Origin of the sequence: Hymenobacter aranciens, from assembly GCF_030580865.1 — a bacterium.
GTDB lineage: Bacteria > Bacteroidota > Bacteroidia > Cytophagales > Hymenobacteraceae > Hymenobacter > Hymenobacter aranciens.
Map to the genome: position 1 here is coordinate 1 of NZ_JAUQSY010000017.1, position 24,928 is coordinate 24,928.

Consider the following 24,928-nt stretch of genomic DNA (forward strand, 5'->3'; position numbering starts at 1 on the left):
GCAGAGCCCACCCCTCCCCCCCGGCAAAACCCGGGCCGCGCCCGCCCCCCCCGGGAACCTCCCCCCCGCCTCGCCCGCGCCTGGCTTTTTGCTGAAGGCAGCGAGCACTGACTTAGTATGCGTGCATACCATTCGCTGGGAAAATAACCCAATTCAACGGGGCGGCGACCAGACTGGTCGGAAAGCGCCCGGGTAGGGTAGAAGAGGCAGGTAATTTTGTATTGTCAACAGCGAAAAGCATTGTTGTTGATGCTCCTACCTTTCTTTCTAAGGCCTTTCCGCCACCCCGTTGAGATGACTATTTCCCGCGAACTTCTGGCTTCTTCCTCCCGCCGCCTGGCGCTGCTCGGCACCATCGGCCTGCTGCCGGCCCTGGTGCTGGCCCAGGCGCCTACCATCACCGGCTTCACGCCCACGGTGGGCCCCAGCGGCACGTCGGTGGTGATTTCGGGCACCAACCTGTCGGCCACTACTACCACTGTGATGCTCAACGGCCAGGCCGTGCCCGTGACGCTGAAAACCGGCACTGCGCTGACGGTGCGCATCCCGGCGGCTGCCAGCAGCGGCAAGCTGCGCGTGACCACTTACACCGGCACTACCTTAAAAGGCACCGCGTTAAGTGCCGCGCGCTTCCTGGTGAGCCGCTCGTCGTCGGCTGGTTCCACGGGCACTACCACGATGGTGGCAGGCATCACGGCGGCTGGTGGCTACTCCACCCCCTACGCTACCGACCTCGACAACGATGGTCTGATTGACCTGCTGATGGGCGACGCCAACGGCAACATCACGGCCTACGAGCAAACGGTGGCCAACGGCGCCTTTGCCACCACCGGCACGGTGCTCACCGCCGGCGGCGCGGCCATCAAAGTAACCAACTACGCCAAGCCCGCCGTGACCGACCTCGACGGCAACGGCCTGCTCGACCTGATAGTGGGCACCGGCACCGGCCGCCAGCTGCTGCGCTACGAGCAAACGGCTATCGGCGCGTACACCTTCACCGCTAAGGGCGCCCTGACGGCCAACACGGCTACTGCCCCCGGCACGTTCGCGGCCATCGGCACCGCCGACTTCCCCCGCCCCAGCTTTACCGACCTCGACGGCAACGGCCTGCTCGACATGCTGGTGGGCGACAACGATGGCACTATCGTGCGATACGAGCAAACGGCCGTGAACGCCGCTACCTTCACGCCCAAGGGCAACCTGATGGGCAAGGCTTCGGCCACCGCCACCACGTTCAGCACCATTGATGTGGGCACCGTGTCGAAGCCCCAGGTGATTGACTTCGACGGCGATGGCCTGCTCGACCTGCTCATCGGCAACTACAACGGCAACATCGTGCGCTACGAGCAAACGGCCGTGAACTCAACCACTTTCATCCTCATCGGCAACCTGGCCGACAGCAACGGCACCATCGACGTGGGCACCTACGCCGCCCCCACCATCACCGATATCGACGGCGACGGCCAGCTCGATGTGCTGATGGGCAGCGCCACCGGCGACCTGCGCCGCTACGAGCAAGCCGCCGCCGCCCCGCTCTCGCCGCTGCCCGTGGAACTCACCAGCTTCATTGCCAAAGCCGCCGCCACCGGCATCCAACTCAACTGGGCTACCGCTCAGGAAAAGAACAGCGCCCGTTTCGTAGTAGAGCGCTCGATGGATGGCAAAACCTTCACCGCAATTGCCGAGCAAGCTGCCGCTGGCACTACCAGCGCCCCCAGCAGCTACCGCTACCTCGATGCCTCGGCCGCCGCCCTTCAGGCTGGCACCCGCTACTACCGCCTGCGCCAGGAAGACCTGGACGGCACCACCAGCTACTCGCCAGTAGCCAGCGTGAGCCGCAGTGCCAGCGCCCTCGCTAGCAGCAAGCTGGAAGTGTACCCGAACCCCTTCGCCTCGGAATTGAACGTGGCCCTGCCCGCCGGCAGCGAGCTGCAGGCCGCCAAAGTAGAGCTGCTTTCGCTGACTGGTCAGATGGTATTTAGCAGCCAGCTGGCGCTTGGCGCGGCGCCCCAAGCTCTGGCTTTGCCCGCCAGCCTAGCCCCTGGCAGCTACGTGCTGCGGGTGAGCACGGCCGCCAGCACGCTCACGCAGCGGGTGAGCAAGCGGTAGGAAAGTGAATGCTAACGCAAAAGGCCGGTTCCGCAGCGCGGAACCGGCCTTTTGCGTTACGGGCGTTTGAATAATTTACAGCGTCAGCACCCGTGTGCTTTCCTCGCCAAACTGACTGATGACGCGCACCGCCAGCCGCCGGCCCAGCTGCCGTCGGATGGGGTGCGAGCGGAAGCCATAGAGTCGGGCCCAGGCGTCCTCGTCGAGTTCCACGCGCAGGGTGGCTTCGGCCTGGCGCTTGGCGGTGGCGCTGGCTTGGGTATCAAGCTTCTGACGCCACTTTTTGAACTCGGTTTTCTCGCCGCCGCAGAAAAACACTTGGCGCACGATGAAGTTGGAGCCGTCGTAGTCATCGTCGAGCATCCAGTAGGCCAGGTCTTCGACGGAGCGGGCGGCCAGGCGGTTGTTGATGGGGTCCCAGATGTCGAGGCCGCGCACCTCCACGCACACATGCGGGCCGGTAGCCCCCTCGGGTGCTTCGGCGGGCACCACGGCAATTTCGGGCTCGCCGATGGTGACGAAGGAAGCGGCTTTCTTGTCCTTTTTCAGCAGGCCCTCCTGCAATAAGTCTTCGCCGATGCGTACCCGCGTCACCTGGAAGGTGCCGGCCGAGAAGGTTTGCTCACGGTTTTCGATGCTGTCGTCGAAGGCAAAGCCCAGGATAACCAGCCAGTCGGCGTCGCCGAGCTGGCGGCACTCGCGCACGGCTTCGTTTACCTGGCTTTTGCTTACGGTGCCAAAGCGCGGGCCCAGCAGGAAGTAGGCCTTGCGCTCGCGGCCCTCGCCGTCGCGCCAGAAGCCCTCGGCCGGCAAGGCGGGCGAGGCCCGTGCCTCCACGCGCAGAAACACCGCCTGCTCGCCCTTGGCCCCGTTGCGGATGCCGGCGGCCGTGAGGCCCGCAAACACCCGCTGCTCAAACTGCTGCTGGCTTTCCAGCTCCTCGGGCGGGGTGGTGGCGGCTTCCAGCTCCTCGGGCGCTACCGGGTTGAGGCTTTGCAGGGTTTCGACGGTGAAGGGGCCAGCCACGCGTAGGCGTTTCTTGTCTTCCTCGGGCTGGTCGTAGAGCTTTTCGGTGCTGGGCGGCTCGTCGTTGGCCAGGCTCTTCAGGGTGATGTGCGGTACTTCCTTGTAGATGAAGCCCTGGCGCAGGTCCTGCCCGCCGTCGTCGTATAGCTTGTAGTAGGGGAAAGCGGCCGTCATCAGCCGCGTTTTGGCGATGTTGAGTGCAATGCGCGAGGTGTCGATGGTAATCCAGCGGCGGCCCCACTGCTCGGCTACGTAGGCGGTGGTGCCGCTGCCGCAGGTGGGGTCGAGCACGAGGTCGCCGGGGTCGGTGCACATGAGCATACAGCGCTGGATGACCTTTGTTGTCGTTTGCACTACATAATGTCGGTCTTCAGCGTATCCTCCAGTCAACACATCGTCCCATAAATTGGTTAGTCTGAAGTAGGGGAAGTCGCTCGTGAAGCGGCGGTAGCTTAGTGTTCGTCCATATGACTCCAATCTTCCAACTTGAGCAAGCTTCCGTAGACCTGAATGTGAGGTCTTCCAACCGCCGTTACCAGGAGAGTATAATGTCCCCTCAAATTCAAATGGTTTTGAGGCGTCGCCACTGGAGGAAGACGATGTTAAATTGTCCCTGCGATAAACAGAAGACCCTACTGGTAGCTTCTTCCAATCATGGGATTCAGCGGTAGTCATCCTGCGGTGAGTTCCATCGACTAAACGGACGTAGTTGTAATTAACCCAACCTTCGCCAGCCCGTGCGGAGTAGAGTTGATTGTACTTAACATGTTGGATTTTTCGGCAGTACCAAACCAGATAATCATTGATGGATGGCAACACGTCAGTTCCTCCCATCGGACTTCCGGCGCCCGTGGTCTTTTTGAGTGTTATTAAGCTCACAAAATTCTCACTCCCAAACACCTCGTCCATTAGGTTCCGCACCAGATGCACGTTCTCATCCGAAATCTGCACGAAGCACGAGCCTGATTCCGTCAACAACTCCTTTGCCACCAACAGCCGGTTGCGCAAATAGCTGAGGTAGGAGTGGATGCCCAGTTCCCAGGTGTCACGAAAGGCCTTGATTTGCTCGGGCTCGGACGACAGGTGTTCGTCCTTACCGTCCTGCACGGTGCGATTGTTGAGCTTGATTTGCCAGTTCGAGCCGTACTTGATGCCGTAGGGCGGGTCGAGGTACACCATCTGCACCTGACCGTTGAGGCCTTCGCGTTCGAGCAGGGAGGTCATCACGGCCAATGAGTCGCCGAGGATGAGGCGGTTTTCCCAGTCGGCGTGGTGTTGGTAGTAGCTTAGGGGCTTGTCGAGTTCATCTATGTCTTGGTAGCTGGGGCCGAAGAGGTCGAGCTGGGCGGGCGTACCGGTTTGGCGCTGCTGGTAGAGGCGCTGCATGAGGGCCTCGGGGCGCACATGCTCGTGGCGGTAGAGCGAGCGGATATCAACGTTGAGGTAGTCGGGGCGCTGGTCGGGCTCGTCGTGGTCGTACTTGCCCAGCCAGTTCAGGTGCGGGTCCTGGCCGCGGTGGATGATGGGGTCTTTTTCGAGCACTTTGGTGGGGTGGTTTTGAACCTTGGGGTTGATTTGCTCGGCGCCGGCCTCGGTTTCGGCCGGGATGAGGGCGCGCTGGTCGCGGTGGTGGTAGGCAGTGGCGTCGTTCATGGGATTACAGGGCGTCAAGCTTCGCCACCAGCTGGTTGCGGAAATATTTCTCATCCTCGCTGATTTCCACGAAGGCCCAGGGCTCGTCGGCGGGCAAGCCGAGGGCGGCGAGGTGCTCGTTCACGGCGGGCAGCCAGTAGTGCTCGGTGTAGAGCTTCTTGGCCTGCTTGTCGCGGGCCATGCCCGTTACTTCAATGATGAGGTTCACGGTCTGGCCGTTTTTGCTGCGCACGCGGGCCAGGAAATCAGGCAGGTAGTTGGCCTCGCGGCCATCCTTGAGGTAGGGAATCTGGAAGTTGAGAAAAGCGTTTTTGACGTAGCTGAGCACCTGTGGCAGGTCCTCTAAGGTCTTGGCGCAGATTTGCTCCCAGCTCTGGGTATCGGCCACCACGTAGTTGACGGGGCTTTTGGTGGTGGCAAACACCGGCCGGGTGGTCTGGCCCTGCACGTAGCGGGTGCTGCCGCGCGGGTTGTAGTGGTTCTGGGCCGGGCGGATGCGGCGCTCGGCCGCCGGCTGGCTCACCACGATGGCCTGGTGAATGTGGTGCGCCACCTGCCGGGCATCCCAGCGCACCACCAGCCGCTTAAAGGCCGGGTCGGTCTGGTGGGCCAGCGTGAGGCACTCGTGGTACCACTGCTCCACGATGCGGCGCACCGGCGCGAAGTAATGTAGCAGCGGCTGTTTATCGAGGTCGGTGAAATGGTGGCGGATAACCTTGCTGGTGAGGTCGTAGAACACCTCATTATCGCGCAGCTCCTCCTGGCTTTTCAGGGTGATTTCCTCGGTTTCGGCTGAGAAGGCGGTGCCCAGCACCGTGTGGGTCGGAATTTTAGAATAGTCGAGCTCAAACTTGCCGGCCTTGGCAAAGTCCGCTTGCAGCTCGCCCACCGGAATTTCCTCGCGGTAGCCCGTCAGGTTGGGGAAACTGAGGGCCAGGTGCTCACGCTCCGGCACGCTGCGAATCACGATGGTATCGGCCCCGGTGATGCCGCCCGTAGCCCCGCCGCCCCGCCGGAAAGCCTTGAAGGGAATGCCAATGATGCGGGCGTACTCGGGCGGGAATCGGTAGGTCACGTCCCTGGCCCGGCTGTTGGTCGGCTGGCCTTTGGTGTCGTAGCCCTGCAGCTCGTAGGAGCGGCGGCGCAGGGCGCGGCCGGCCACCTGCTCGCACAGCAGCTGCGAGCCAAAGGCCCGCAAGCCCAGGATGTGCGTCACGGTGTTGGCGTCCCAGCCTTCGGTGAGCATGCTCACGCTCACCACGCAGCGAATGTGGGCGCCGAGCTTGCCGGGGCGGCCCACAGTGTTCACCACCTCGCGCAGCAGGTCGGCGTCGCTGAGGTCGTCGGCCGAGCGGGCGGGGTAGAGGCGGCGGTATTCCTGTCGAAACTGCTGGATTTCATCCTGGAATACGCGGCGGAATTCCTCGTTTACCTGCCCGCTGTTTTCCAGCGCGTCGGAGTCGATGAGCAGCGTGGGCGGGCGGCGCTTGGCCGCGTTGTCGAGGGCATAGTTCGAGAAGATGTCGTGGTGCCCGCGCACCACCGTGCGGCCGTGCTGCGGGTCGGGGTACTCATAGCCGGCAATGTGCTTGTACACTTCCTTCGATACACCGGTGTTGTTGCACACCACAATGAGCACCGGTGGGGCCGTAAACAAGTCGGCCCGCTGCTCGCTACGGGTGCGGATGTTCTTGTCAAAGTCCTCATAATGCGCCACCAGCGACTCCAGCGCGGCCGTCAGCAGTTGGGGCAGGTCGGGCTTTTTCTCCACGTAGGCCTCGCCCTTGGTGCGGCGCTCGGTGGCCTTGCCCATCTTGGGCAGGTGGTCTTTCACGTGCTCGTAGAGGTTGCGCAGCACGGGCATGTCCAGCGCCTGGGTGTCGTCTTTTTCGGGCAGGTAGGGGATTTTCACCAGCCCGCTCTCGATGGCTTCCACCAGCCCAAAGTCCGTCACAATCCACGGAAACAGCGTGTAGGGCCGGTAGCCCGAGCCGGTGAGGTAGTAGGGCGTGGCCGACAAGTCGTACACCGCCGTAAGCTGGAAGCGCTGGCTCAGCTCGCGCAGGCCGCTGAACCACACGGCAGCGCGGGCGTTTTCGTCGCCATCGGCTTCGTCATCGGCAGCTTTTTTCTTTTTGCCGAGCGCTACCTGCGGCAGGTAGCAATGGTGGGCCTCGTCGTTGAGCACCAGCAGGCGGCTGCCGGGCCGGAAGCCGCTCAGCAGGCGCCGGAATACCTGGGCGTAGTCTTCGTATTCCTCCTGCTTTTTGCCATCCACGCCAATCTTGCCATCGAACACTCCGCGCTTATTGCCCTGCAGTGTGCGCGGCTCAAACTGGTGGTAATTAGCGATGACGATGCGGTCATTCAGCCCCCGAAGCCAGTCTTCGTAGGCCGGCGGCACCAGCAGGCGCTCGTGGTAATAGTCGGTGGCAGTGTGGTAATTACCCGTCGTATCCACGCGTAGCACGCCCAGCCGGTCGCGGATGGTGACGCCCGGCGCCACAAGCAGGAAGTAGTCGGCGAAGCGCACGTCCTGCCGGTACTGGCGGCGGTTGAGGTAGTGGTAGAGGATGAGGGCGGCCATCACCACGGTTTTGCCGGAGCCGGTAGCCATCTTGAAGGCAATGCGCGGCAGGTGGTCGGCCGCCTGGCCCGATACGCTTTGCTGGCCCTGGCGCAGCTGGTTGAGAATATGGGTGCCGGCATTGGAGCGGGCGGCTACTTCATTAAGCCAGATGGCGGTTTCCACCGCCTCACGCTGGGCGAAAAAGAGCTTTTTCCGGGGCGAGTCGCTGTGGTCGAGAAACCAGTACGTCAGCAGCTCCCGCGTCACGCGGGTGGTATCGGGGTAGCTGGTGGTGCGCCACTGCGCTACTTCCTTGCGCACCAGGTTGATGAGGTGCGTGCCGTAGGCCGCGGCGGCTTCGTTGAAGGCAAACACCTCTTTCTGCCCTTGCTGCTTGCCGGGCACCACCTGCACGTCGGGTACGAACAGCCGTCGGCCCTTCTCAATAATGTCGTAGTCGAGGTTGCCCTCCAGGTCGGTGCCGTAGTGGCGGGCCGGCTCCAGGTAAGGGTTGTTGAGGATGGGATTGTCGGGTAGACGCGGGGAGGACTGTTCCATAAGGCACACTTGCAGGACAAATATGCGACATATGGCGGGTAAATCATGGTTCAATGTCCCCGATTAGCCCGAAAAACGGCCTGGGAATGCGCCGGAAGCTGTCTGACTTTTGTCCCACCCAACTACACAAGGTCATGGCCGCACCACACCGGGGGCAAATCCTATCCGATATCATCAGCCGCAACGGCATCAACCAGACGCAACTGGCCCGCGACCTGGGCATGTCGCGCTCCAACCTGTACCGCCGCTACGAGGTGGCTAATCTGTCGCCGGCCTTTCTGCGGCAGGTGGGCGCGGCCATCGGGCTTGATTTGGCGGCCTACTTTCCGGAACTGAGGCCCGATACAGCGTCTGTGGTGGCCGAGCCAGCGGCTAGCTACGAGCGGCCGGCTCCCATCGACTGCGAGCAGCGGCTGTTGCAGGTGCTGGAGCAGTTTGCCGAGAAAGTGCGGCAGTACGATGAGCTCAAGGCGCGGTATGATGCGCTGCTGGCCGAGCGAAATCAATAACCTTTTGCCTTTTAACTATGAATTTCTACGTCGGAGTTACCGATAAAGGCTGGTTTGATTTCCTGCGCCAAGAGCCGCGGGAAGACGTGAATTTCTGGAAGCCGCTGGGGGGTGGCAACCGATTTGGCGCCGTGCCATCGGGCGCGCCGTTTCTGCTGAAACTCAAGAAGCCGTTCCATTGCATCGCGGGCGTCGGCTTCTTCACCAACCAGATTGATTTGCCGCTGACTACTGCCTGGGAAATGTTTGGCCCCCGCAATGGGTATAGCGACTATGCTGACTTTGCGCAGGTTATTCGGAAGTATCGCGCCGCCAGCCAGAAGCCGGCCGAAGCTAACCCGGTGATTGGCTGCCTGGTGCTGACGGCTCCCATCTTTTTCCGCCAGCCCGATTGGATACCCGCGCCGGAGAGTTGGGGTAATTCTATTGTGACAGGCAAGGTGTACAACACCAGCGAGGCAGTGGGCGGCAAGCTGTGGGCCGACGTGAGCGCCACCATGCTGCGCTACCAGCAAAGCCCGTTTCTGCAGGAACTGGCTACCGACTCGCTGGTGCTGGAAGCACCTGGGATTTACCGCGAAGCGCTGACCAAAGTACGTATCGGCCAAGGGGCGTTCAAAGCGCTAGTGACGCAGGCCTATGATAAAAAATGCGCCATTTCGGGCGAGAAAACGCTGCCTGTGCTGGAAGCAGCGCATATCCAACCCTTCTCCCAGGCCGGCCCCAACTCATTAGGTAATGGCCTGCTCCTGCGGTCCGACCTGCATAAACTCTTTGACCGACACTACCTGACCATCGATGCCGACGACCGCACCGTGCATGTGAGCAGCCGTATTCGGGAAGAGTTTCAGAATGGGAAAGAGTATTATAAGTTTGATAAGCAGCCACTACAAGTATTGCCTAAAAACCTGCTCGACCAACCGGCCAGGCGATATCTGCAGCATCACAATGGACTGTTTATGCCCTAAACCAGGTAGGGCTTGCTCTATCTTTGCCGCTTTCCCACAACTTCCTTCCATCCATGCCCGCCGCCCCCCGCGCCCGCCAGCTCCGCCGCGACAAAACCGTGTTCAGCCTCCTGATGAACGTAGTGCGCCTGCACCTGGAGGAAGACGACCGGCTGGCCCGCCAGCCGCAACTGCGCGACTTTCCCGACGCGGAGCTGCTGCAGCTGCAGCAGGTGGCCGACCAGTGGCTGGGCCTGGCCATTGCCTACATTATGCAAAAGCACAAGTGCCCAATGCCTACTGCGCTACGCGTGATAGGCGAGGTGCAGGCCGATTTGAAGGCCAGCATTCCGGCGGCCGAAGTGCGGGCGGTGCCGCTGAGCGCAGTGCTGGAGCTGCCGGCAGAGCTGCAGGGACGGTAGCTTTTTGAACGTCAGAAGCGAACTTTGGCCAACGTGAGACGGGTGAGGTGCGCTTGTACTGCTGCTCTCAACCGCTGGCCGACCCGGCGGGCACTTTTTCTCCATCATCTACCACTCAAATGAAAAAAACGCTGCTTTTGTCGCTCTTGCTGGCTGGTGCGCCGGCGGCCGCCCTGCTGGAGGGCTGCATCGGTGAAGATGACTGCCAGGTTGCTTCCGCGCCCCGGTTTTTCGACGTGCAGGGCGTTGCGCTGGCGCCGCTCCGCAATGCCGGAAACCAGCCTATAGCGGCCGGCGATACCGTGGCCACCAGCGAGCTGCGGCTGGCACTGCAGCTGCAGGTGAGGTACTACGGCAGTAGCCCGGCCCGCGCCGGCTGGTTGCCCGCCGCCTACGCCTGCCCGCCCTCGCCGATACCCGGCTACGAGGGCACCACCGAGGAGCTGGATTCGGTGACGGTGCGCACGGTGTACGCCTACGATGCCGCCCACCCGGCGGGCGCCCTGCTCAACGATTTGCTGGTTGCCGACAACACGGGCGAGCCGCTGCCGGTAGCACCGCCACGCGACCGGCAGCGGCCCGCCGACCTGGCGCTCCGCCTGCAGCAGCTGCCCGCGCTGGCGGGGCCGCAACAGTTCGTGCTCCGCTACCGCCTGCGCAACGGCGAACTATACACGAGCCGGACGCCCGTATTCGTCCTGCGGTAGCAAGCTGCTGCGCTGCCCGCCAAGGGCTTAATACAGCACCCGAAACTTAATGGTGTGCTCCACCTCGCGCAGGGCCTGAATCACGTCCTGGTCGTATTCCTTGTTGATGTCGGTGATGACGTAGCCGATTTGCTCGTTGGTTTTCAGGTACTGGCCGAGGATGTTGACGTGGTGGGCGGCCAGCACGTTGTTGATTTTGGCCAGCACGCCGGGCACGTTGGCGTGGATGTGGATGAGGCGGTGGGCCTGCTGCAGGGGCAGCTGGATGTTGGGGAAGTTGACGCTCTGCTGGGTGTTGCCGGTGTTGATGTACTGCATGATACGCTCGGGCACAAACTCGGCGATATTGCGCTGGGCCTCGGCCGTGCTGCCGCCGATGTGTGGCGTGAGAATGACGTTGGGCAGGCCGCGCAGCTCGGTTTCGAAGGGCTCGTCGTTGGTTTTGGGCTCGTAGGGGAACACGTCGACGGCGGCGCCGCCGAGGTGGCCCGAGCGCAGCGCGGCGGCCAGGGCCGGCACGTCCACGACGTGGCCGCGGGCGTTGTTGAGCAGCAGGGCGCCGGGCTTCATCTGAGCCAGCTCCTTGCTGCCAATGAAGTTTTTGTTGTCGGGGCGGCCGTCGATGTGCAGCGTCACGATGTCGGACTGTTTCAGCAGCTCCTCCAGGGTTTTGCATTTCACGGCGTTGCCGAGCTGGAGCTTTTCGGCGATGTCGTAGTACAAAACTTTCAGGCCAAGCGCCTCGGACACTACCGAAAGCTGCGAGCCGATGTTGCCGTAGCCCACGATGCCCAGCGTTTTGCCCCGGATTTCGAAGGCGCCGCTGGCCGATTTGTCCCAGGTGCCCTGGTGCATCTTGGGGTTTTTCTCGGGGATGCGGCGGGCCAGCACGATGATTTCACCCAGCGTCAATTCGACCACCGAGCGGGTGTTGGAGAAGGGCGCGTTGAAGACGGCGATGCCGCGGCTCATGGCCTCGTCGAGGGCTATCTGGTTGGTGCCGATGCAGAAGGCGCCGATGCTGATGAGACGGTTGGCGGCGGCGAGCACGCGCTCCGTCACCTGGGTTTTGGAGCGGATGCCGAGGATGCTCACGCCCTCGATGCGCTCGATGAGCTCGTCTTCGTCGAGCCCGCCCCGCACTTCCTCCACCTGGTAGCCTTCGGCGCGGAAGAGCTCGGCGGCACGGGCGTCGGGGTTTTCGAGGAGCAGGACTTTGATGCGGTTCTTGGGGTATGAAAGCGTCATCGGAAGTTTTAATTGGTATAAAAATTCGTCGAAAGTGGGGAGAACTTCGTCGGCCTGGGCCACCACGCTGGGGCGGCTAACGTTCTCGGTGTAGGCGTAGAACCGGTTGGCGAGGCCAGCTTCGCGGATTTGGTAGTCGGTGTAGCCGTCGCCGAGCACGTACACCGGGCCGGGCAGGTCGAGGGCTTTAAGCTGAAGAATTTTGCCGCCATTGCGGCTGAGCACGTTGGTTTGGTCGGCACCGGTGATGCGGCCGTCGGCGTCGAAGGTAAAGGTGTTGGCGAGGACGTGGCTCGGGACGATGCCGAACTCGGCTACGACGGGCTCGATGAACTCGCGGAAGCCGCTGCTGACGACGTAAATCCGGTCGGCAAACTGCCGGAAGAAGTCACCGTTGCGACGGATACTTTCGCTGACTTTGCCCTTGAGGCGCTCCACTAGCGGCTCCAGGTGGCGGCGGTGGGCGCCGAGGATGGCCAGGCGCTGGGCCAGCGAGTCCTGAAAGTTGAGCTCGCCGCTCATGCCGCGGTCGGTGAGGGCGCGAATCTGGCCGACTACTTCGGCCTGGTTGGGCAGGCCGTGGAGGGCAATTTCGGCTAATTCATCGAGGCCTTCGACCTGGGTGAAGGTGGAATCGAAATCGAAAACGAGGTAGGGGAGCGGGGCGGCAGGGTCGGGCATGGGTGCAAAGATGGGGCGGGCTTATCTTGCGGGCATCATTACTGAGTGAATACTATCGTGAAAAACGTACTGCTGCTTTTTGTGCTGTCGGCCCTGCTACTGGGGGCAGCCGGCCCAAAACCACCGCCCGTCAGCATCAGCCGGATTTCGGCGGCGGTGTACGCGCAGGCTGAGAAAAGGGCGGCCACTGGGAAGAAAGCGGCCGAAAAAATAACGCATCCTGTTCGGAAAAAGAACGGTTGCCTGGTGATTCCGACTGCCACTGGCAACAAAGTGTTCCGGGATAAAGTGATTGCCAACAATGAGGTCGGTGATGTGACGTACGAGTACCAGGGATTTAGTGCAGCCCTGCAGCAGCACTGCATCCAAGTGCAGTATTACGAAAGCTCGGAGTGGCTTATTGTGGAGCAGAACGGTAACATCATTCACTTATTCAGCCCACCGGATTATTCGCCCAATCGGGCTCTGATTCTGACGGGCTCGCAGGGGCTGGTGTATTCGATGATGCCTAATGGAATGCAACTCTTCAGAAAAACGAATGGCAAAATGACGCTGCTGTGGGAGCTGCGCCCTGCCACTTGGGAGCCTGCGGAGTTTTTCTGGGTTAGCGATGCGCTTATTTACCTGAAGCAGGAGCGCTGTACGCCGGAAGGCGAGACGTATTCACCCCGGCGCTTTACCTACGCCCAACTGGTGATTAAGAAAGAATGAGCGACAAAAAAGCCCCAAATCGATTCGTTTGGGGCTTTTTTGTTGAACGCTGGCTTACTGGCCGGCTTCGTCGTCCTTCTTTTTCCCGCCGCCGCTCTTGCCCACTTTGCGGGCGGCGCGGTAGTCGCGGTAGAGGTCGTTGTCGAGCACGCGGAAGATTTCCATGGGGTCGTCGAGCTCGTAGCACTGTTTCATGAAATCGAGGAGCAGCTCGTCGGTGCTGCGGTGGATGCTTTGGTTGCCCTTTTGGAGGGTGCGGGTGGTGCCGACGGTGGCGGCGAAGTCGTTGTAGGCGTTGGTGACGATGGTGTGGACGGCATCGGAGTAGCCATATTTCTGGAGCGGCTTCTGGTAGGTGGTGGCGTCCTGGAGCAGGCGCCCGACGACGTCGCGCAGGGGGGCAGGGCGCAGCTTGTCGAGCTGTTTGGCCGAGATGGTGGCCCGGGCGAGCAGGGCGGGGCGGTCGTCGTCGGTGAGGGGGAGCTTGCGGGCCACCGAGCGCAGCGAGCCGAGCAGGGCGGGCAGCAGTTGGAGGAGCTTGGTTTCGGCGGCGCCGGCGTCCTGGGTGTTTTCCTTGGTGGAGGTGGTGCCCTGGCCCACGCTCTCTTTGAGCAGGCCGAAGGCGGCGCGCACGTCGGCGGCTTCGGCCGTGGCCTCTTCGCTGGCCGAGAGGTCGCGCTGGGCGAGAAACTGGTCGAGGGTTTCGCCCATGCGGTATTGGTTAAGTTGACGGTCGTCCATTGGTGAGAAGGGATGAAAGTGGAGGCCGACAACCACGTCGGCCGGTAGGCCAAACGTAGTGAATTATTGGATGATTTGCAACCGTTGGCGGGGGCTGTGCGGGATAAGGGCCTGCGTTGCGAGCCGGGCCGGGAAGGGTGCGAGCTGGAAAAAGATGCTTGCGACTTGGGCCGGGACGGTTGCGAGCTGGAAAAAGACGCTTGCGACTTGCGCCGGGACGGTTGCGAGCGCGGCAAAGACGCTTGCAACTTCGACAAAGACGGCTGCGAGCTGGCTTGGGACGCTTGCGACTAGGCCCGGGAAGGGTGCGACCAGGATAAGGACGTATGCAACGCTACCGCCGGCCCGGCCCCCGCCGCCGGCTGAACTCGTAGCCGATGATGGCCGGCACGTAAAACGTGACATCGGCCGCGAACTTAGCCAGCACCACACCCCAGCCGAAATGGCCCAGCCAGCGCGGCACGTAGTAGAGCAGGGCGGGGCGGATGAAAAAGCTGTCGAGCACCTCGGCCAGGCCGAATTCCACGAGCAGCGCCCGCGCCACGCGGCCGGCGCGGGCCCAGCTGAGAGGGCGCGCCCGCCACACATCGCGCCCGATGATGGTGCCGAAGAAGGCCAGGTTGCCGGCCCAGGTGGCGGCCAGGGCGGCGGGGGCACCCCGGCCGGTGGCTTGCCACACCAGCGCCGCCGCGCCCAGAGTGGCCGCCAGCGAAAGGGCCTCGGCGGGCAGGTAGCGGGCGGCCCATTCGCGGAGCTTGGGTGGCATGGCGGTTAAGCGAAATTCGCCTGTCATGCTGACGAAGGAAGCATCTTATCACGCACGAATGAGTCTGGCGTGAGAGGATGCTTCCTTCGTCAGCATGACAGGCGGTTGAATGAAAGCTATACCGCCTGCAGGGCCGCCACGTCCTCGGCCGTCAGCAGCAATTCCGTCGCTTCCAGCAGCTCCGTCACTTGGCCGGGGCTGGTGGCGCTGGCAATGGGCGCCGTGATGCCGGGCGCCTGCATCAGCCAGGCCAGCGCCACTTGCGCGAGCGTGGCCGAGTGCGTGTCGGCCACGGCATCCAGGGCCGTGAGCAGCTTTTGGCCTTTCTCGTTGAGGTATTTCTGGCCAATGCCGCCGCCGCGGGGGCTTTTCTGCAAATCGTGCTGGCTGCGGTACTTGCCGGTGAGGAAGCCGGCGGCCAGGCCGTAGTAGGGGATGACGCCGATGCCGCTCTGCTGCACGATGGGCAGCAGGTTTTGCTCGAAGTCGGCGCGGTCGTAGAGGTTGTATTCGGGCTGCAGGCTTTCGTAGCGGGGCAGGCCCTGGGTGTGGGCGGCGTCGAGGGCAGCCTGTAGGCGGTCGGGGGCGAAATTGGAGGCGCCGATGGCGCGGATTTTACCCTCTTTCAGCAGCTCGGCGTAGGCTTCGAGGGGTTCCGTGACGGGCAGGCTCAGGTCGTCTTTGTGCGACTGGTAGAGGTCGATGTAGTCGGTTTGCAGGCGGCGCAGCGAGTCTTCCACGGCGCGCCTGATGCGGGCTTTGGCGAGGCCTTTGTCGCCGGGGTGCAGCTCGGAGCCCACTTTGGTGAGGATGAGCACGTCGTCGCGGCGGCCGCGCTGCTTCAGCCACTTGCCGATGATGGTTTCGGACTGCCCGCCGCCCGCGTGGCCGGGCACCCAGGTCGAGTACGAGTCGGCCGTGTCGATGGCGTTGCCGCCGCCGGCCACGAAGGCGTCGAGCACGGCGAAGGAGGTTTGCTCGTCGGCCGTCCAGCCGAAGACGTTGCCGCCCAGCACGAGCGGCACCAGGTGCAGGCCGGAGTGGCCCAGTTCACGGGTAGTTGCCATTGGGGGTAATTAAAAATGAAGAATTACTAATTAAAAATTGGGGGTTCAGATTTCGTAAAACTCCAGCGGCAGGCCGTCGGGGTCGGTGAAGAAGGTGAAGCGGCGGCCGGTGAGCTCATCCACGCGGATGGGCTCGTAGCGTACGCCGTGGGCATCGAGGCGTTGCAGGGCGGCGGGCAGGTCGGCCACGGCAAAGGCCAGGTGGCGCAGGCCGGCGGCCTCGGGGTAGCTGGGGCGCGGCGGCGGGCTGGGGAAGGAAAACAGCTCAATGAGGTACTGGCCGTTCAGGGCCAGGTCGAGCTTGTAGGAGTCGCGTTCGGCGCGGTAGGTTTCGGCCAGGATTTCGAGGCCCAGCACGTCGGTGTAGAAGCGTTTGGCAGCCGCGTAATCGGACGTGATGATGGCGAGGTGGTGGAGGCGGAGAAGCATGGGGAGGGTGGAGGTAAAAGAACGTTATAACAGAACGTCATCCTGAGCTGACCGAAGGGAAGCGAAAGGACCTCGCCCGCGCCAGTCGCAGCAGTAATTTTTTTCAGCCGAACGATTAGAGTTACCACCACAACGAAGCGGGCGAGGTCCTTTCGCTTCCCTGCGGTCAGCTCAGGATGACGTGCTTTTATGACGGTCTGCTTACTCCCGCACCCACACCGTCTTTTCCTGCACCGGCCCGCGCTTGCCCGCATCCGAGGGCACCTCCACGTAGCCCAGCTGGAAGAAGCCCAGCAGCCGGTCGTCGGGCCCGAGGCCGAAGAATTCCTTGGCCGGCTCGTCGTAGGTCACGCCGCCGCTGCTCCAGTAGCCGCCCAGGCCGTAGGCGTGGGCAGTGAGGTGCAGGTTTTGCACGGCGCAGGCCACGGCCTCGATTTCCTCGATTTCGGGCAGGCGCACGGCCGTGCGCTTCATGGCAATGGCGACGACGTGCGAGCATTGCGGCGGGTTGTTACGCAGCTTGTTGTACTTGCCCTGCTGGAACCGCTCGCCCGCCAGCTCCTTGTACAGTTCGGCCTGGAAAATGGCCAGCTTTTCCAGCCCCGCGCCGGTGAAAACGGTGAAGCGCCAGGGCTCCGACTGCTTGTGGCTGGGGGCCCAGTTGGCGTTTTCGAGCAGCTGCCAGATGAGGTCATCCGGAATGACTTTGCCGGGCACAAACTGCGTGATGAACACGCTACGGCGCGTGCGAATGAGGGTGTTGAGCTGGTTAGTATCGAAGGGAGCGGACATGCGAAAAGGAAAAAATCCAGCAGTACCAACCGGCAGGGGCCGCCGAAAGTTGGGCCTTACGCAATGCGGCGCGTGCGGCAGGCGGGCAGCCAGCAGGCGTTGCCGCACACGGGGCACTCCTGGCGCGGGGCCGGGTGCCAGTGGCCCACGTAGCCGCAGCGGGTGCAGGCGTAGTCGCCACTATCGGTAATACTGGCGAGCGGCTTACGTAGCACGTCGGGCAGAATGATGAGGCCGGGCCGCACGTCGGCATCCTCGTAGAAAAAGGCTGTGACGTGGCCAGTGGCTTCGATGTAGGCGCGGCGCACCTGCCCCAGGTGCTCTACCTGAAGCTGTCGGAGTTGGCCGAATAATTCTTTCTGCGTCAGGTTCTGCTCGTCAAGCGCCTGGTGTTGCACGCGGCCATCGGCCACCAGGCACACCGGCACGCCCTCCAGCCAGTCGCCGAACTTCGGGAACCACTCCGTGAGGCGGTTAAACAGCCAGTACAGCCCCATGATGACGGCAATGGCTACGGCCGCGTAGAGTACCGGCAGGTCGTGGTACACCATTACGTCGCCGGCGGCCGAGCCCAGCGCCAGCAGAATACTCAGCTCGAAGAGCGACAACTGCCGCACCCCGCGCCGGCCCGACACCCGCAGCGCCGCCAGCACCAGCAGGTAGCCAATGAAGCAGCGCAACACGATTTCGAGCAGAAACAGCGGCGGCGCGTCGTTGGAAATAAAAAAGCGTTGCCAGTCGAACGGCTGGATATCGGTGGCGAGAAAGAGCATGTGGGCAGGCCCGCGGATAGACGAACCCCTGCCAATACCGCGTTTGGGGCAAGGATGTTGCCCCGGGGGTTGAGGTCAGGAGCCGGCCCGGCCAGCCCAACAGCAAAGCCCCGGCAGCACGGCACCATGGTGCCGTGCTGCCGGGGCTGCTCGTCCGGAAGCCGCTACTGGCGCGCTAAGACTACGGCTGCACCAGGCGCTGGCGGGCCCGCAGGCCGCTGGCATCGCGCAGCTCCAGCCAATAGATGCCAGCTGCCAGCTGGGGTAGCGGCAGCGTCAGGGGCTGGGTGGCGCTGGCCCAAGGAGCCGTCAGGCACGGCCGGCCCAGGGCGTCAAACAGGGTGGCCGTGAGCGGGCCGGCGCTGGCGGCAGTGCCCGTCCAGCGCAGGTGGAGGGTGCCAGCCAGCGGGTTGGGGTAAGCCGTCACCGCATTCAGCGGCGCGGCTGCCCGCGTGGCCAGGGGGGCAAACGTGCCGCTGCCCAGGCGGTAAAGGTCATGGCTATTCGTGAATCTGGCCGAGAAGAAAACGTCGGTGCCGGTGCCGAAGAGTCGCTCGGGGCCCGAATACGGCCCGTTGGCGCTGGTGAGGGTGCCGAAGGTGGTGGTGGCATTGGCGGGGGCCAGTAGGCGGGTGCCGGCGGTGGTGCCGTCGCTTTCATACAGCTGGTAGTTGCTCGTAGCAGGCCGGCCCGTAAAGACTACTTTATTGTTGAAGCGAAACAGGTCGAAAGCGTAGCCGTCGGTGTTGCCCGGGCCAATTTCGCTGATTTGCCGGGTGTTGGCGGCGGTGCCGTCGGTCACCCACAGCTCGCGGCCGCTGGCAGCCGTCACGGCCGTGAAGAAAAGCTGGGTGCCTGCCACCTTAAACAGGTCCGGAATACCCGAGCCCGAGCCCGGGTTCAGGTCTTTCACCAGCTGGGTGCCGGCCGTGGTGCCGTCCGTCGCCCACAGCTCGCTGCCGGCCGAGCCGGGCATAAACGCATCGCGCACGCCGGCAAAATAATAGCGCCCGTTAAACAGCGTAAACTCCTTGGCGCCCACGTAGGGCTCCACGTCGGCCAACTGCTGGGTGCCGGCCGTGGTGCCATCGGTATGCCACAGCTTGCGCGAGTTGTTGATGTAAGTGGAGAACACCAGGCGGTTGTTAATCAAATTGAAGTGGTCGGGGTAGCCGTCGCCGCCCGGGGCGGTGAAAAACAGCTGGGTGCCGGCCGGGGTGCCGTTGGTGCGCCACAGCTGGTGGCCGGCGGCGGTGGTATGGTGCGTGAAATACACGTAGTTGCCATACGTCTGCATGTCGCGCGTGATGGAGTAGCGGTTGCCCGGCGTGGTCGTCAGCTTCACGGTGCCGGCCGGGGTGCCGTCGCTGGCCCACACCTCAGCGTCGTTGTTGCTTTGCTCTATCCGAAAGATGAGCTTGCCGTTGAGCACTTCCGTGTCGTCGGCGTTGAGATGCACCCGCGGCGAGTTGGCGTTGGTCAGCTTCACGGTGCCGGCCGTGGTGCCGTCGGTGCTCCACAGCTCCTTGTTGCCCGAGCTGGGCGTGCCACTATCCATGGCTTTAAAAAATAGCCGGTTGCCGGCTATCACCGGGTCTACCGGGCTGCCGTCGTTGCGCGAGTAGAGCGCCCCGCCGGGGTAAATGTCCTTCACCAGCCGGGTGCCGGCCGTGGTGCCGTCGGTGCTCCACAGCTCTTCGCCCACCGTGGGGTCGTTGTAGCTAAAGTAAAGCCGGCCGTTGAAGACAATAAGCGGGTGCCAGAACAGCGTGAGCGATACCTGGGGCACGGCGCTGAATACGCTCGTGCCGGCGGGAGTGCCATCGGTGCTCCATACCTCGCTGCCGGTGCTGTAGTACACCCGGCCCTTAAACGTGATGGGCAGGCTGGCCGTGCCGCTGGTGATGTACGTGGGCGTTTGGGCAGCGGCGGGCACCAGGCCGGCCAGTGCCAGCAGCAGTACCAGCCATATTGCTGAGGGAGAGGAACGTTTTTTCATAAAGAAGAGGGAAAGGTTGCCGTACAAAAGTCCGGCTCGTCCCTCTGCTTCACAATACCCGGTTCTGGGTATTTTTCGGCGCGATTTTGCCGTTTTTCCGGCTCATTCGGCAGTGCTTAGCACCCGCCAGCCGTGGGGCTCCACCGTCAGCTGCTGGGCGCCGGGCTTCACGCCCTTTGGGGTGAATACGTCTTCGTAGGGCGCGGGCGGGGCCGGTGCGGTCACGGTCTGGGGCGCGTCGGTCAGGTTGAGGGCGGTGAAGACGGCCGCCGGGCCTTTGCGGCGCTCGAAAGCCACCACGCCGGCCGCCGTGGGCAGCAGCCGGAACTCTACGCAGGGGTCGTAGGCCGCCAGGGCCGGGTGGCGCTTTTTGAGCTGCAAGAGCGTGGTGTAGAAGCTCTGCAGCGGGTAGCCGTTCCAGTTAATGGTGTCTTTGTCGAAGAAACGCAGCTTCTTGGGCGAGGCCGCTTCCTGGCCGCTGTACACCATCGGGATGCCGGGCAGCAGGGTCGTGAGCACGGCCAGGGGCTGCACGTTCGGGCCGTAGCGCAGGCTTTCGGGGTTGTCCCAGGAGTTCACGTCGTGGCTGCTGGTGAAGTTCATCAGCTGCACGCCGGCCGGGTACATCCGGCGCTCGTCGGCGAAGTAGCGGGGTAGGGCGGCGGTGGTTTTTTTGCCTTGGGCGATGCTGTCGATGAGGTAGTGCAGGCGCAGGGCGTAGTTCGAGTCGAAGGCCTTTTCGAGCAGGTGCGTGTTTGGCGTAAACACGCCTTTGGGCAGGAAGGGCGGGTCGTGCAATTCGTCCCACTCGGCCAGCATGAAAACGGGCTTGATTTTCTCCAGTTCGGCGCGGGTGGCGTCCCAGAACTCCGTCGGCACCATGCCCGCCACGTCGGCCCGGAAGCCGTCGAACCCCGCTTCCTTCACCCAAAAGACCATGCTTTCGGTCATGTACCGGCGCAGGGCGGGCCGGGAGTAGTCGAGGTCCACCACGTCCTGCCAGTCGCTCACGGGCGGCACCAGCTCGCCCTTGGGGCCGCGGGTGTACCAGTCGGGGTGCTGCTCGATGAGGGCGTTGTCCCAGCTGGTGTGGTTGGCCACCCAGTCCAGAATGACGTGCATTTTGCGCCGGTGCGCCTCGCCAATCAGGTGCTTGAGGTCGGCCATCGTGCCAAACTCGGGGTTCACGGCCCGGTAGTCGCGCACCGAATACTGGCTGCCCAGCGTGCCCTTGCGGTTTTTCACCCCAATGGGCTGCACCGGCATCAGCCACAGGATACCCACGCCCATGCTGTCGAGCCGGTCGAGGTGCTTTTCCACCGCCCGGAAAGTGCCTTCCGGGGTGTACTGGCGCACGTTTATCTGGTAGAGCGTGGCGTGGGTGGCCCACGCCGGGTGCCGGATGGTGAAGGGCGCTGGCACGGGCGGACAGGTGGCAGCTTCTTTTACAGCGGGTTGGCAGGCGGCCAGGGCCAGCAGTGGGAAAAGTAAATGGGCGCGCATGGTGCAATAGAACGTCATCCTGAGCCGCAGGCGAAAGGACCTCGCCCGCTTCTCTGTGGTAGTAATCATTAACTGCCGCGACCGGCGCGGGCGAGGTCCTTTCGCTGCGCTCAGGATGACGTTCTATATGACGTTCTATTGGCTTAGCCCCGGCCGCTTGCGCTCAAACCACCGGCAGCGGGTGCCGCCTTCCATGAAAATATTGCCCCGCTGCAGGCCGATTTTTTCCAGAATGCGGCAGGACGCCAGGTTTTCCACGTCGGCGTAGGCACAAAGGGAGGGCAATTCCAATTCATTAAAGCCCCGATTGTACCAGGCCTGGGCGGCCTCGTAGCCGTAGCCTTGGCCCCAGAACTCGGGCCGGAAGCGGTAGCCCAGGTCGTAGAAATCGCGGCGGCCGTTCACCTCGTCGGTCACCAGCTTCAGCCCGGCCCAACCCATAAACTCGCCGGTCTCACGGTGCAATACCGCCCAGCGGCCCAGCCCGTTCTCGCGGTACTGGTTCTGAATGAAGTCGATGGTGGCCACGCTCTGGTTCAGCTCGTGCACTACCGCTCCGCCGATGCCGCCCAGGTAGCGGTGCACCAGCGGGTCCGAATCGAGCAGGAACATGCCGGGTGCGTCGTCGGCTTCGATGGGGCGGAGGAGCAGGCGCGAAGTGAGCAGCGGAAGCATGGCGAGGAGGAGGTTACGGCGTCACAATTAAACGCTGGTGCTGGCCGGCGGTTTCGGCCACGTACACACCGGGGGCGGCGTTGCGGGCGTCCCAGCGCAGGGTGTGGGCGCCCGGCGCGTCGGCCAGCGGGGCGGTGAATACCACCCGGCCCTGACTGTCGGTGATGCGCAGCTGCGTATCAGCCGCCCGATTAGCCTGATGGATGGTGTAGTGCAGCGTAGTGCCATTCGGCCCGAAAGTGCGGTCGTTGGGCGCTTCCAGGGTCAAGGCGTCGGGGTCGTCGTCGCGGCGGGAGCTGGTGTCGATTTTCAACCCGCGAATGCTCACGGCGGTGCCCGCATTCATCAGGAAATGAATGTCGAGCTCGCGGCGCTCGGCGCTGTAGCTCCAGCCTTCGGCGGGGGCCAGCTGGCCGTCGAGAAACACGGCCGTGGGCGGGGCCGCCACGCGCTGCACCAGCAGCTTCAGGAGCCGGAACACCGGCTGGCCGGGGTAGTCGCCGTCGCTGCTCAGGAGCACGTCGGTCTGGTCGCGGCCCCAGAAGCCGCGCATGGTCAGCGTCTCGTATTCCTTCTTCGCCAGGGCCTGGGCCGAGTGGCCATCGTCCTCATACATCGTGAATTCCGACTCGCCCACCCGTGGGTCGGGGTAGTAGCGCACGAGCAGCGTATCGGGGCGATAGAGGGCGGTGCTGGGCTGGTAAGGCGTCATCGGCACGAAGGCGCCGGCTTTTACCAGCAGGGGCGTACGGGCCAGCGGCGCGGGGATGCCGGCCGTACGGCCGCCCCGGTAAGTTTGGTTGGTGTAGAAGTCAATCCAGGCGCCGGCCGGCAGCTCCACGTTGCGGCGGCGCTGGCTGGGGTGCAGGATGGGGGCGACCAGGAGGTTGGGACCGAGCAGATATTGGTCGTTGGGAAGCTGGGTGCTGGATGTTGGGTATTTGGTGTTAGGTGTTAGGGCAGGATTCGTTTTTTCCAAAGACCCAACACCCAACACCGAAGACCCAACACCACCTTCCGTACCGTTACTCAAACTATAAGGCCTCTCATAATCCATCGTCCGCGCCAGTGGAGTGCCCTTGGTCGTATTCTCCCAGGCCAGCGTGTAGAGGTAGGGGTGCAGCTCGTAGCGCAGGTGCGCCGCATCGCGCACGGCACTCTTATACGGATTGGGAAACCAGTAGGGCTCAGGCGGCACACCTTCGCCGTGGGGGCGCATGATGGGGCAGAGGCTGGCCATCTGCAGCCAGCGGGTGTAAAGCTCGGGGTCGACGGCGCCCACGCAGAAGCCGCCGGCATCGGAGTGCATGTAGCCCACTCCCGCCTGGCCCATACCCAGCATGCCGGGCACCTGGGCCTGCAGGCCGCTCCACGAGCGGTTGATGTCGCCGCTCCAGGGAAATACCGAGTTGCGTTGCAAACCGGCCCAGCCCGAGCGGGCCAGGTTGAAGAGCCGCTCGTTGGGGTATTCCTTGGCGTAGTTTTCGGTGAAGATGCCGGCCCATTCCTGGCCGTAGGCGTTGTGCACCTGGCGGGTGGGGCCCCAAGCGTGTTGCATGGCCTCGGGGTGGTTTTCGGGCTCGCCGAGGTCGCTCCACCAGCCGGCTACGCCCTGGTCGTGCAGCTTTTTGTAGTAGCCCCACAGCCAGGAGCGGGCGCTGGGCTTGAATACGTCGAGGATGCTGGCGGGCCCCGCCCAAAACGAGCCGACGGTGAAGGGCTTGCCGGCTTTGTCCGTGCCAATCAGGCCTTGGGTGCGCACGGTCGAGTCGTTGCGCGAGGTGCGCATCACGTAGGGCTCCGAGATGAGGATGGTGTTCACGCCGTCCTTTTTCAGCTTGGCCATCATGCCCACGGGGTCGGGGAAGCCCGGTTTGTACCACTCCAGGTCGCCCTGCTGCTTAGTGCCGCCAAACCAGAACAAGTCGAGCACCAGCGCATCGAGCGGGAAGCCTTCGCGGCGCATGCGGCTGGCCACGTTGTACATCTCAGTGTCGGTCTTGTAGCCGAAGCGGCTCTGGATGAGGCCCAGGGCCCAGCGCGGCGGCAGTGGCTGCCGGCCCGTCAGGGCCGTGTAGCGGTCCAGGATTTCGGCCTGGTTTTTACCCGTCACCACGTAGTAGCAGAGCGAGTTCAGGTTTTCGCCGCCGTATTCGAGGGTGTTCTTGTCCGTCTTGCCCAGGTCGAGGTAGCCGGCGGTGTGATGGTCGAACAGCAGCAGGTAGCCGCGGCTGCTGAGCACCACCGGCAGGGTGATGTTGAGGTTGGGCTCGCCATTCTGGGAGCCGTAGTGGGCCTGGTTGTAGAGGTCGAGCCGGTAGCCGCGCCGGTCGAGCGGCAGGGCGCGCGAGCCGGTGCCATACAGCGCCTCGCCGGGCTGCAGGCGGAACTTCACAGCCGTGCCGCCGGGGGCGGGCGTGGTGGCCGGGGTGGGGGCGGCGGCTTGGGTACGGTAGGGGCTGGCGGCTTCGGCCAGTAGCGTGTCCTTGCCTTGCAGAATGCTGACGCGAAGCGGGTTCTTACGAACGGCAGCTACCAAGCCACTGCCTAGGTCGAGCCGCAGCACCGTTTGGCCCGCGGCTGGGCGCGTACTGCTTTCGTCCTCACGTACTCGGTCGGCGGCTTCCTCCATTCTATCCGCCATCCTATCTGCGCTTTCCCGGGCGCTCAACGTCGGCACACTGATAGAGGGGTCGGCCAGCGTCGGGCGACCCGGCGCAAAGTATTCCACCTTTACTACGCCAGCATCTTTGGGGCTTACTCGTAGCGTGCTACCATCACTGGCTTTGATAGTCAGGTCAAGGCCGTTGTTGCTGTGCGACTGATACCGCCCGCCCGGCACTACCCGCGCCGGCACCACGCGCTTGCCAAATGGGTCATTCGCCGGCGGGCCATCACCGGCGCGCTGGGCCTGAGCGGGGGCGGCCAGCAGCAGCGCGGGCAGACCCAGAAGGAGGAAGGAAGAGGGGAAAAAACGCGAACGTCGGGAATTCATAGAAAGCACAGCCAAAACAGGAGGCAGCAAATTACGCCCGAACGCCGC

The 24,928-nt window shown here is 63.4% G+C and carries 19 protein-coding genes; 6 read left to right on the forward strand and 13 right to left on the reverse strand.

Annotated features, from left to right (window positions below):
• The first annotated feature begins 294 nt into the window (after nt 1–294).
• Nucleotides 295–2,109, forward strand: coding sequence for an FG-GAP-like repeat-containing protein (locus Q5H93_RS20460; protein ID WP_305008555.1), 1,815 nt, complete (start codon nt 295–297; stop codon nt 2,107–2,109).
• Nucleotides 2,110–2,184: 75 nt separating this feature from the next.
• Here Q5H93_RS20460 and Q5H93_RS20465 read toward each other — a convergent pair whose 3' ends face one another.
• Nucleotides 2,185–4,788, reverse strand: coding sequence for a site-specific DNA-methyltransferase (locus tag Q5H93_RS20465; protein WP_305008556.1), 2,604 nt, complete (start codon nt 4,786–4,788; stop codon nt 2,185–2,187).
• Nucleotides 4,789–4,792: 4 nt separating this feature from the next.
• Nucleotides 4,793–7,915: a BPTD_3080 family restriction endonuclease gene (locus Q5H93_RS20470; RefSeq protein ID WP_305008557.1), complete on the reverse strand. Its 3,123-nt coding sequence runs from the start codon at nt 7,913–7,915 to the stop codon at nt 4,793–4,795.
• Between the two features lie 134 nt (nt 7,916–8,049).
• Here Q5H93_RS20470 and Q5H93_RS20475 point away from each other — a divergent pair, with 134 nt between their 5' ends.
• From Q5H93_RS20475 to Q5H93_RS20490, 4 genes are all read left to right on the forward strand, one after another.
• Entirely contained in the window at nt 8,050–8,424 is a 375-nt protein-coding gene (locus tag Q5H93_RS20475; protein ID WP_305008558.1) for a helix-turn-helix domain-containing protein, read from the forward strand.
• Nucleotides 8,425–8,441: 17 nt separating this feature from the next.
• A complete protein-coding gene (locus Q5H93_RS20480; RefSeq protein ID WP_305008560.1) occupies nt 8,442–9,392 on the forward strand; it encodes an HNH endonuclease in 951 nt (316 codons plus the stop codon).
• Between the two features lie 53 nt (nt 9,393–9,445).
• Entirely contained in the window at nt 9,446–9,793 is a 348-nt protein-coding gene (locus tag Q5H93_RS20485) for a hypothetical protein (RefSeq protein WP_305008562.1), read from the forward strand.
• Nucleotides 9,794–9,912: 119 nt separating this feature from the next.
• Nucleotides 9,913–10,500 carry a hypothetical protein gene (locus Q5H93_RS20490; protein WP_305008563.1) on the forward strand — a complete coding sequence of 196 codons (588 nt, stop codon included), beginning with the start codon at nt 9,913–9,915 and terminating at the stop codon, nt 10,498–10,500.
• A 27-nt stretch (nt 10,501–10,527) separates the two neighbouring features.
• Here Q5H93_RS20490 and serA read toward each other — a convergent pair whose 3' ends face one another.
• The gene (gene serA, locus Q5H93_RS20495) at nt 10,528–12,429 is read right to left on the reverse strand and encodes a phosphoglycerate dehydrogenase (RefSeq protein ID WP_305008564.1); all 1,902 of its coding nucleotides are present in this window, start codon (nt 12,427–12,429) and stop codon (nt 10,528–10,530) included.
• Between the two features lie 57 nt (nt 12,430–12,486).
• On the opposite strand from serA, the gene Q5H93_RS20500 reads away from it, so the two are divergent.
• Nucleotides 12,487–13,140, forward strand: a complete 654-nt coding sequence (locus tag Q5H93_RS20500) for a hypothetical protein (protein ID WP_305008565.1) — start codon at nt 12,487–12,489, stop codon at nt 13,138–13,140.
• Nucleotides 13,141–13,194: 54 nt separating this feature from the next.
• Here Q5H93_RS20500 and Q5H93_RS20505 read toward each other — a convergent pair whose 3' ends face one another.
• The 10 genes from Q5H93_RS20505 to Q5H93_RS20550 all read right to left on the reverse strand — a co-directional run bounded on the left by Q5H93_RS20505 (nt 13,195) and on the right by Q5H93_RS20550 (nt 24,880).
• A complete protein-coding gene (locus Q5H93_RS20505) occupies nt 13,195–13,881 on the reverse strand; it encodes a hypothetical protein (protein ID WP_305008566.1) in 687 nt (228 codons plus the stop codon).
• 334 nt (nt 13,882–14,215) lie between these two features.
• The gene (locus Q5H93_RS20510; RefSeq protein ID WP_305008568.1) at nt 14,216–14,647 is read right to left on the reverse strand and encodes a hypothetical protein; all 432 of its coding nucleotides are present in this window, start codon (nt 14,645–14,647) and stop codon (nt 14,216–14,218) included.
• Between the two features lie 116 nt (nt 14,648–14,763).
• Nucleotides 14,764–15,714 (reverse strand): aldo/keto reductase, encoded by a 951-nt coding sequence (locus Q5H93_RS20515; protein ID WP_305008570.1) that lies wholly within the window; start codon nt 15,712–15,714, stop codon nt 14,764–14,766.
• Nucleotides 15,715–15,759: 45 nt separating this feature from the next.
• A complete protein-coding gene (gloA2, locus tag Q5H93_RS20520) occupies nt 15,760–16,143 on the reverse strand; it encodes an SMU1112c/YaeR family gloxylase I-like metalloprotein (RefSeq protein ID WP_305008571.1) in 384 nt (127 codons plus the stop codon).
• Nucleotides 16,144–16,344: 201 nt separating this feature from the next.
• Nucleotides 16,345–16,935: a nitroreductase family protein gene (locus Q5H93_RS20525; protein WP_305008572.1), complete on the reverse strand. Its 591-nt coding sequence runs from the start codon at nt 16,933–16,935 to the stop codon at nt 16,345–16,347.
• Between the two features lie 56 nt (nt 16,936–16,991).
• Nucleotides 16,992–17,708: a DUF421 domain-containing protein gene (locus Q5H93_RS20530; protein WP_305008574.1), complete on the reverse strand. Its 717-nt coding sequence runs from the start codon at nt 17,706–17,708 to the stop codon at nt 16,992–16,994.
• A 181-nt stretch (nt 17,709–17,889) separates the two neighbouring features.
• Nucleotides 17,890–19,707 carry a T9SS type A sorting domain-containing protein gene (locus Q5H93_RS20535; RefSeq protein WP_305008575.1) on the reverse strand — a complete coding sequence of 606 codons (1,818 nt, stop codon included), beginning with the start codon at nt 19,705–19,707 and terminating at the stop codon, nt 17,890–17,892.
• Nucleotides 19,708–19,809: 102 nt separating this feature from the next.
• The gene (locus Q5H93_RS20540; RefSeq protein ID WP_305008576.1) at nt 19,810–21,210 is read right to left on the reverse strand and encodes an alpha-amylase family glycosyl hydrolase; all 1,401 of its coding nucleotides are present in this window, start codon (nt 21,208–21,210) and stop codon (nt 19,810–19,812) included.
• Between the two features lie 135 nt (nt 21,211–21,345).
• On the reverse strand, nt 21,346–21,885 hold the full coding sequence (locus Q5H93_RS20545; RefSeq protein WP_305008577.1) for a GNAT family N-acetyltransferase: 540 nt from the start codon (nt 21,883–21,885) through the stop codon (nt 21,346–21,348).
• Nucleotides 21,886–21,898: 13 nt separating this feature from the next.
• Entirely contained in the window at nt 21,899–24,880 is a 2,982-nt protein-coding gene (locus Q5H93_RS20550; RefSeq protein ID WP_305008578.1) for a TIM-barrel domain-containing protein, read from the reverse strand.
• Nucleotides 24,881–24,928: the final 48 nt, after the last annotated feature.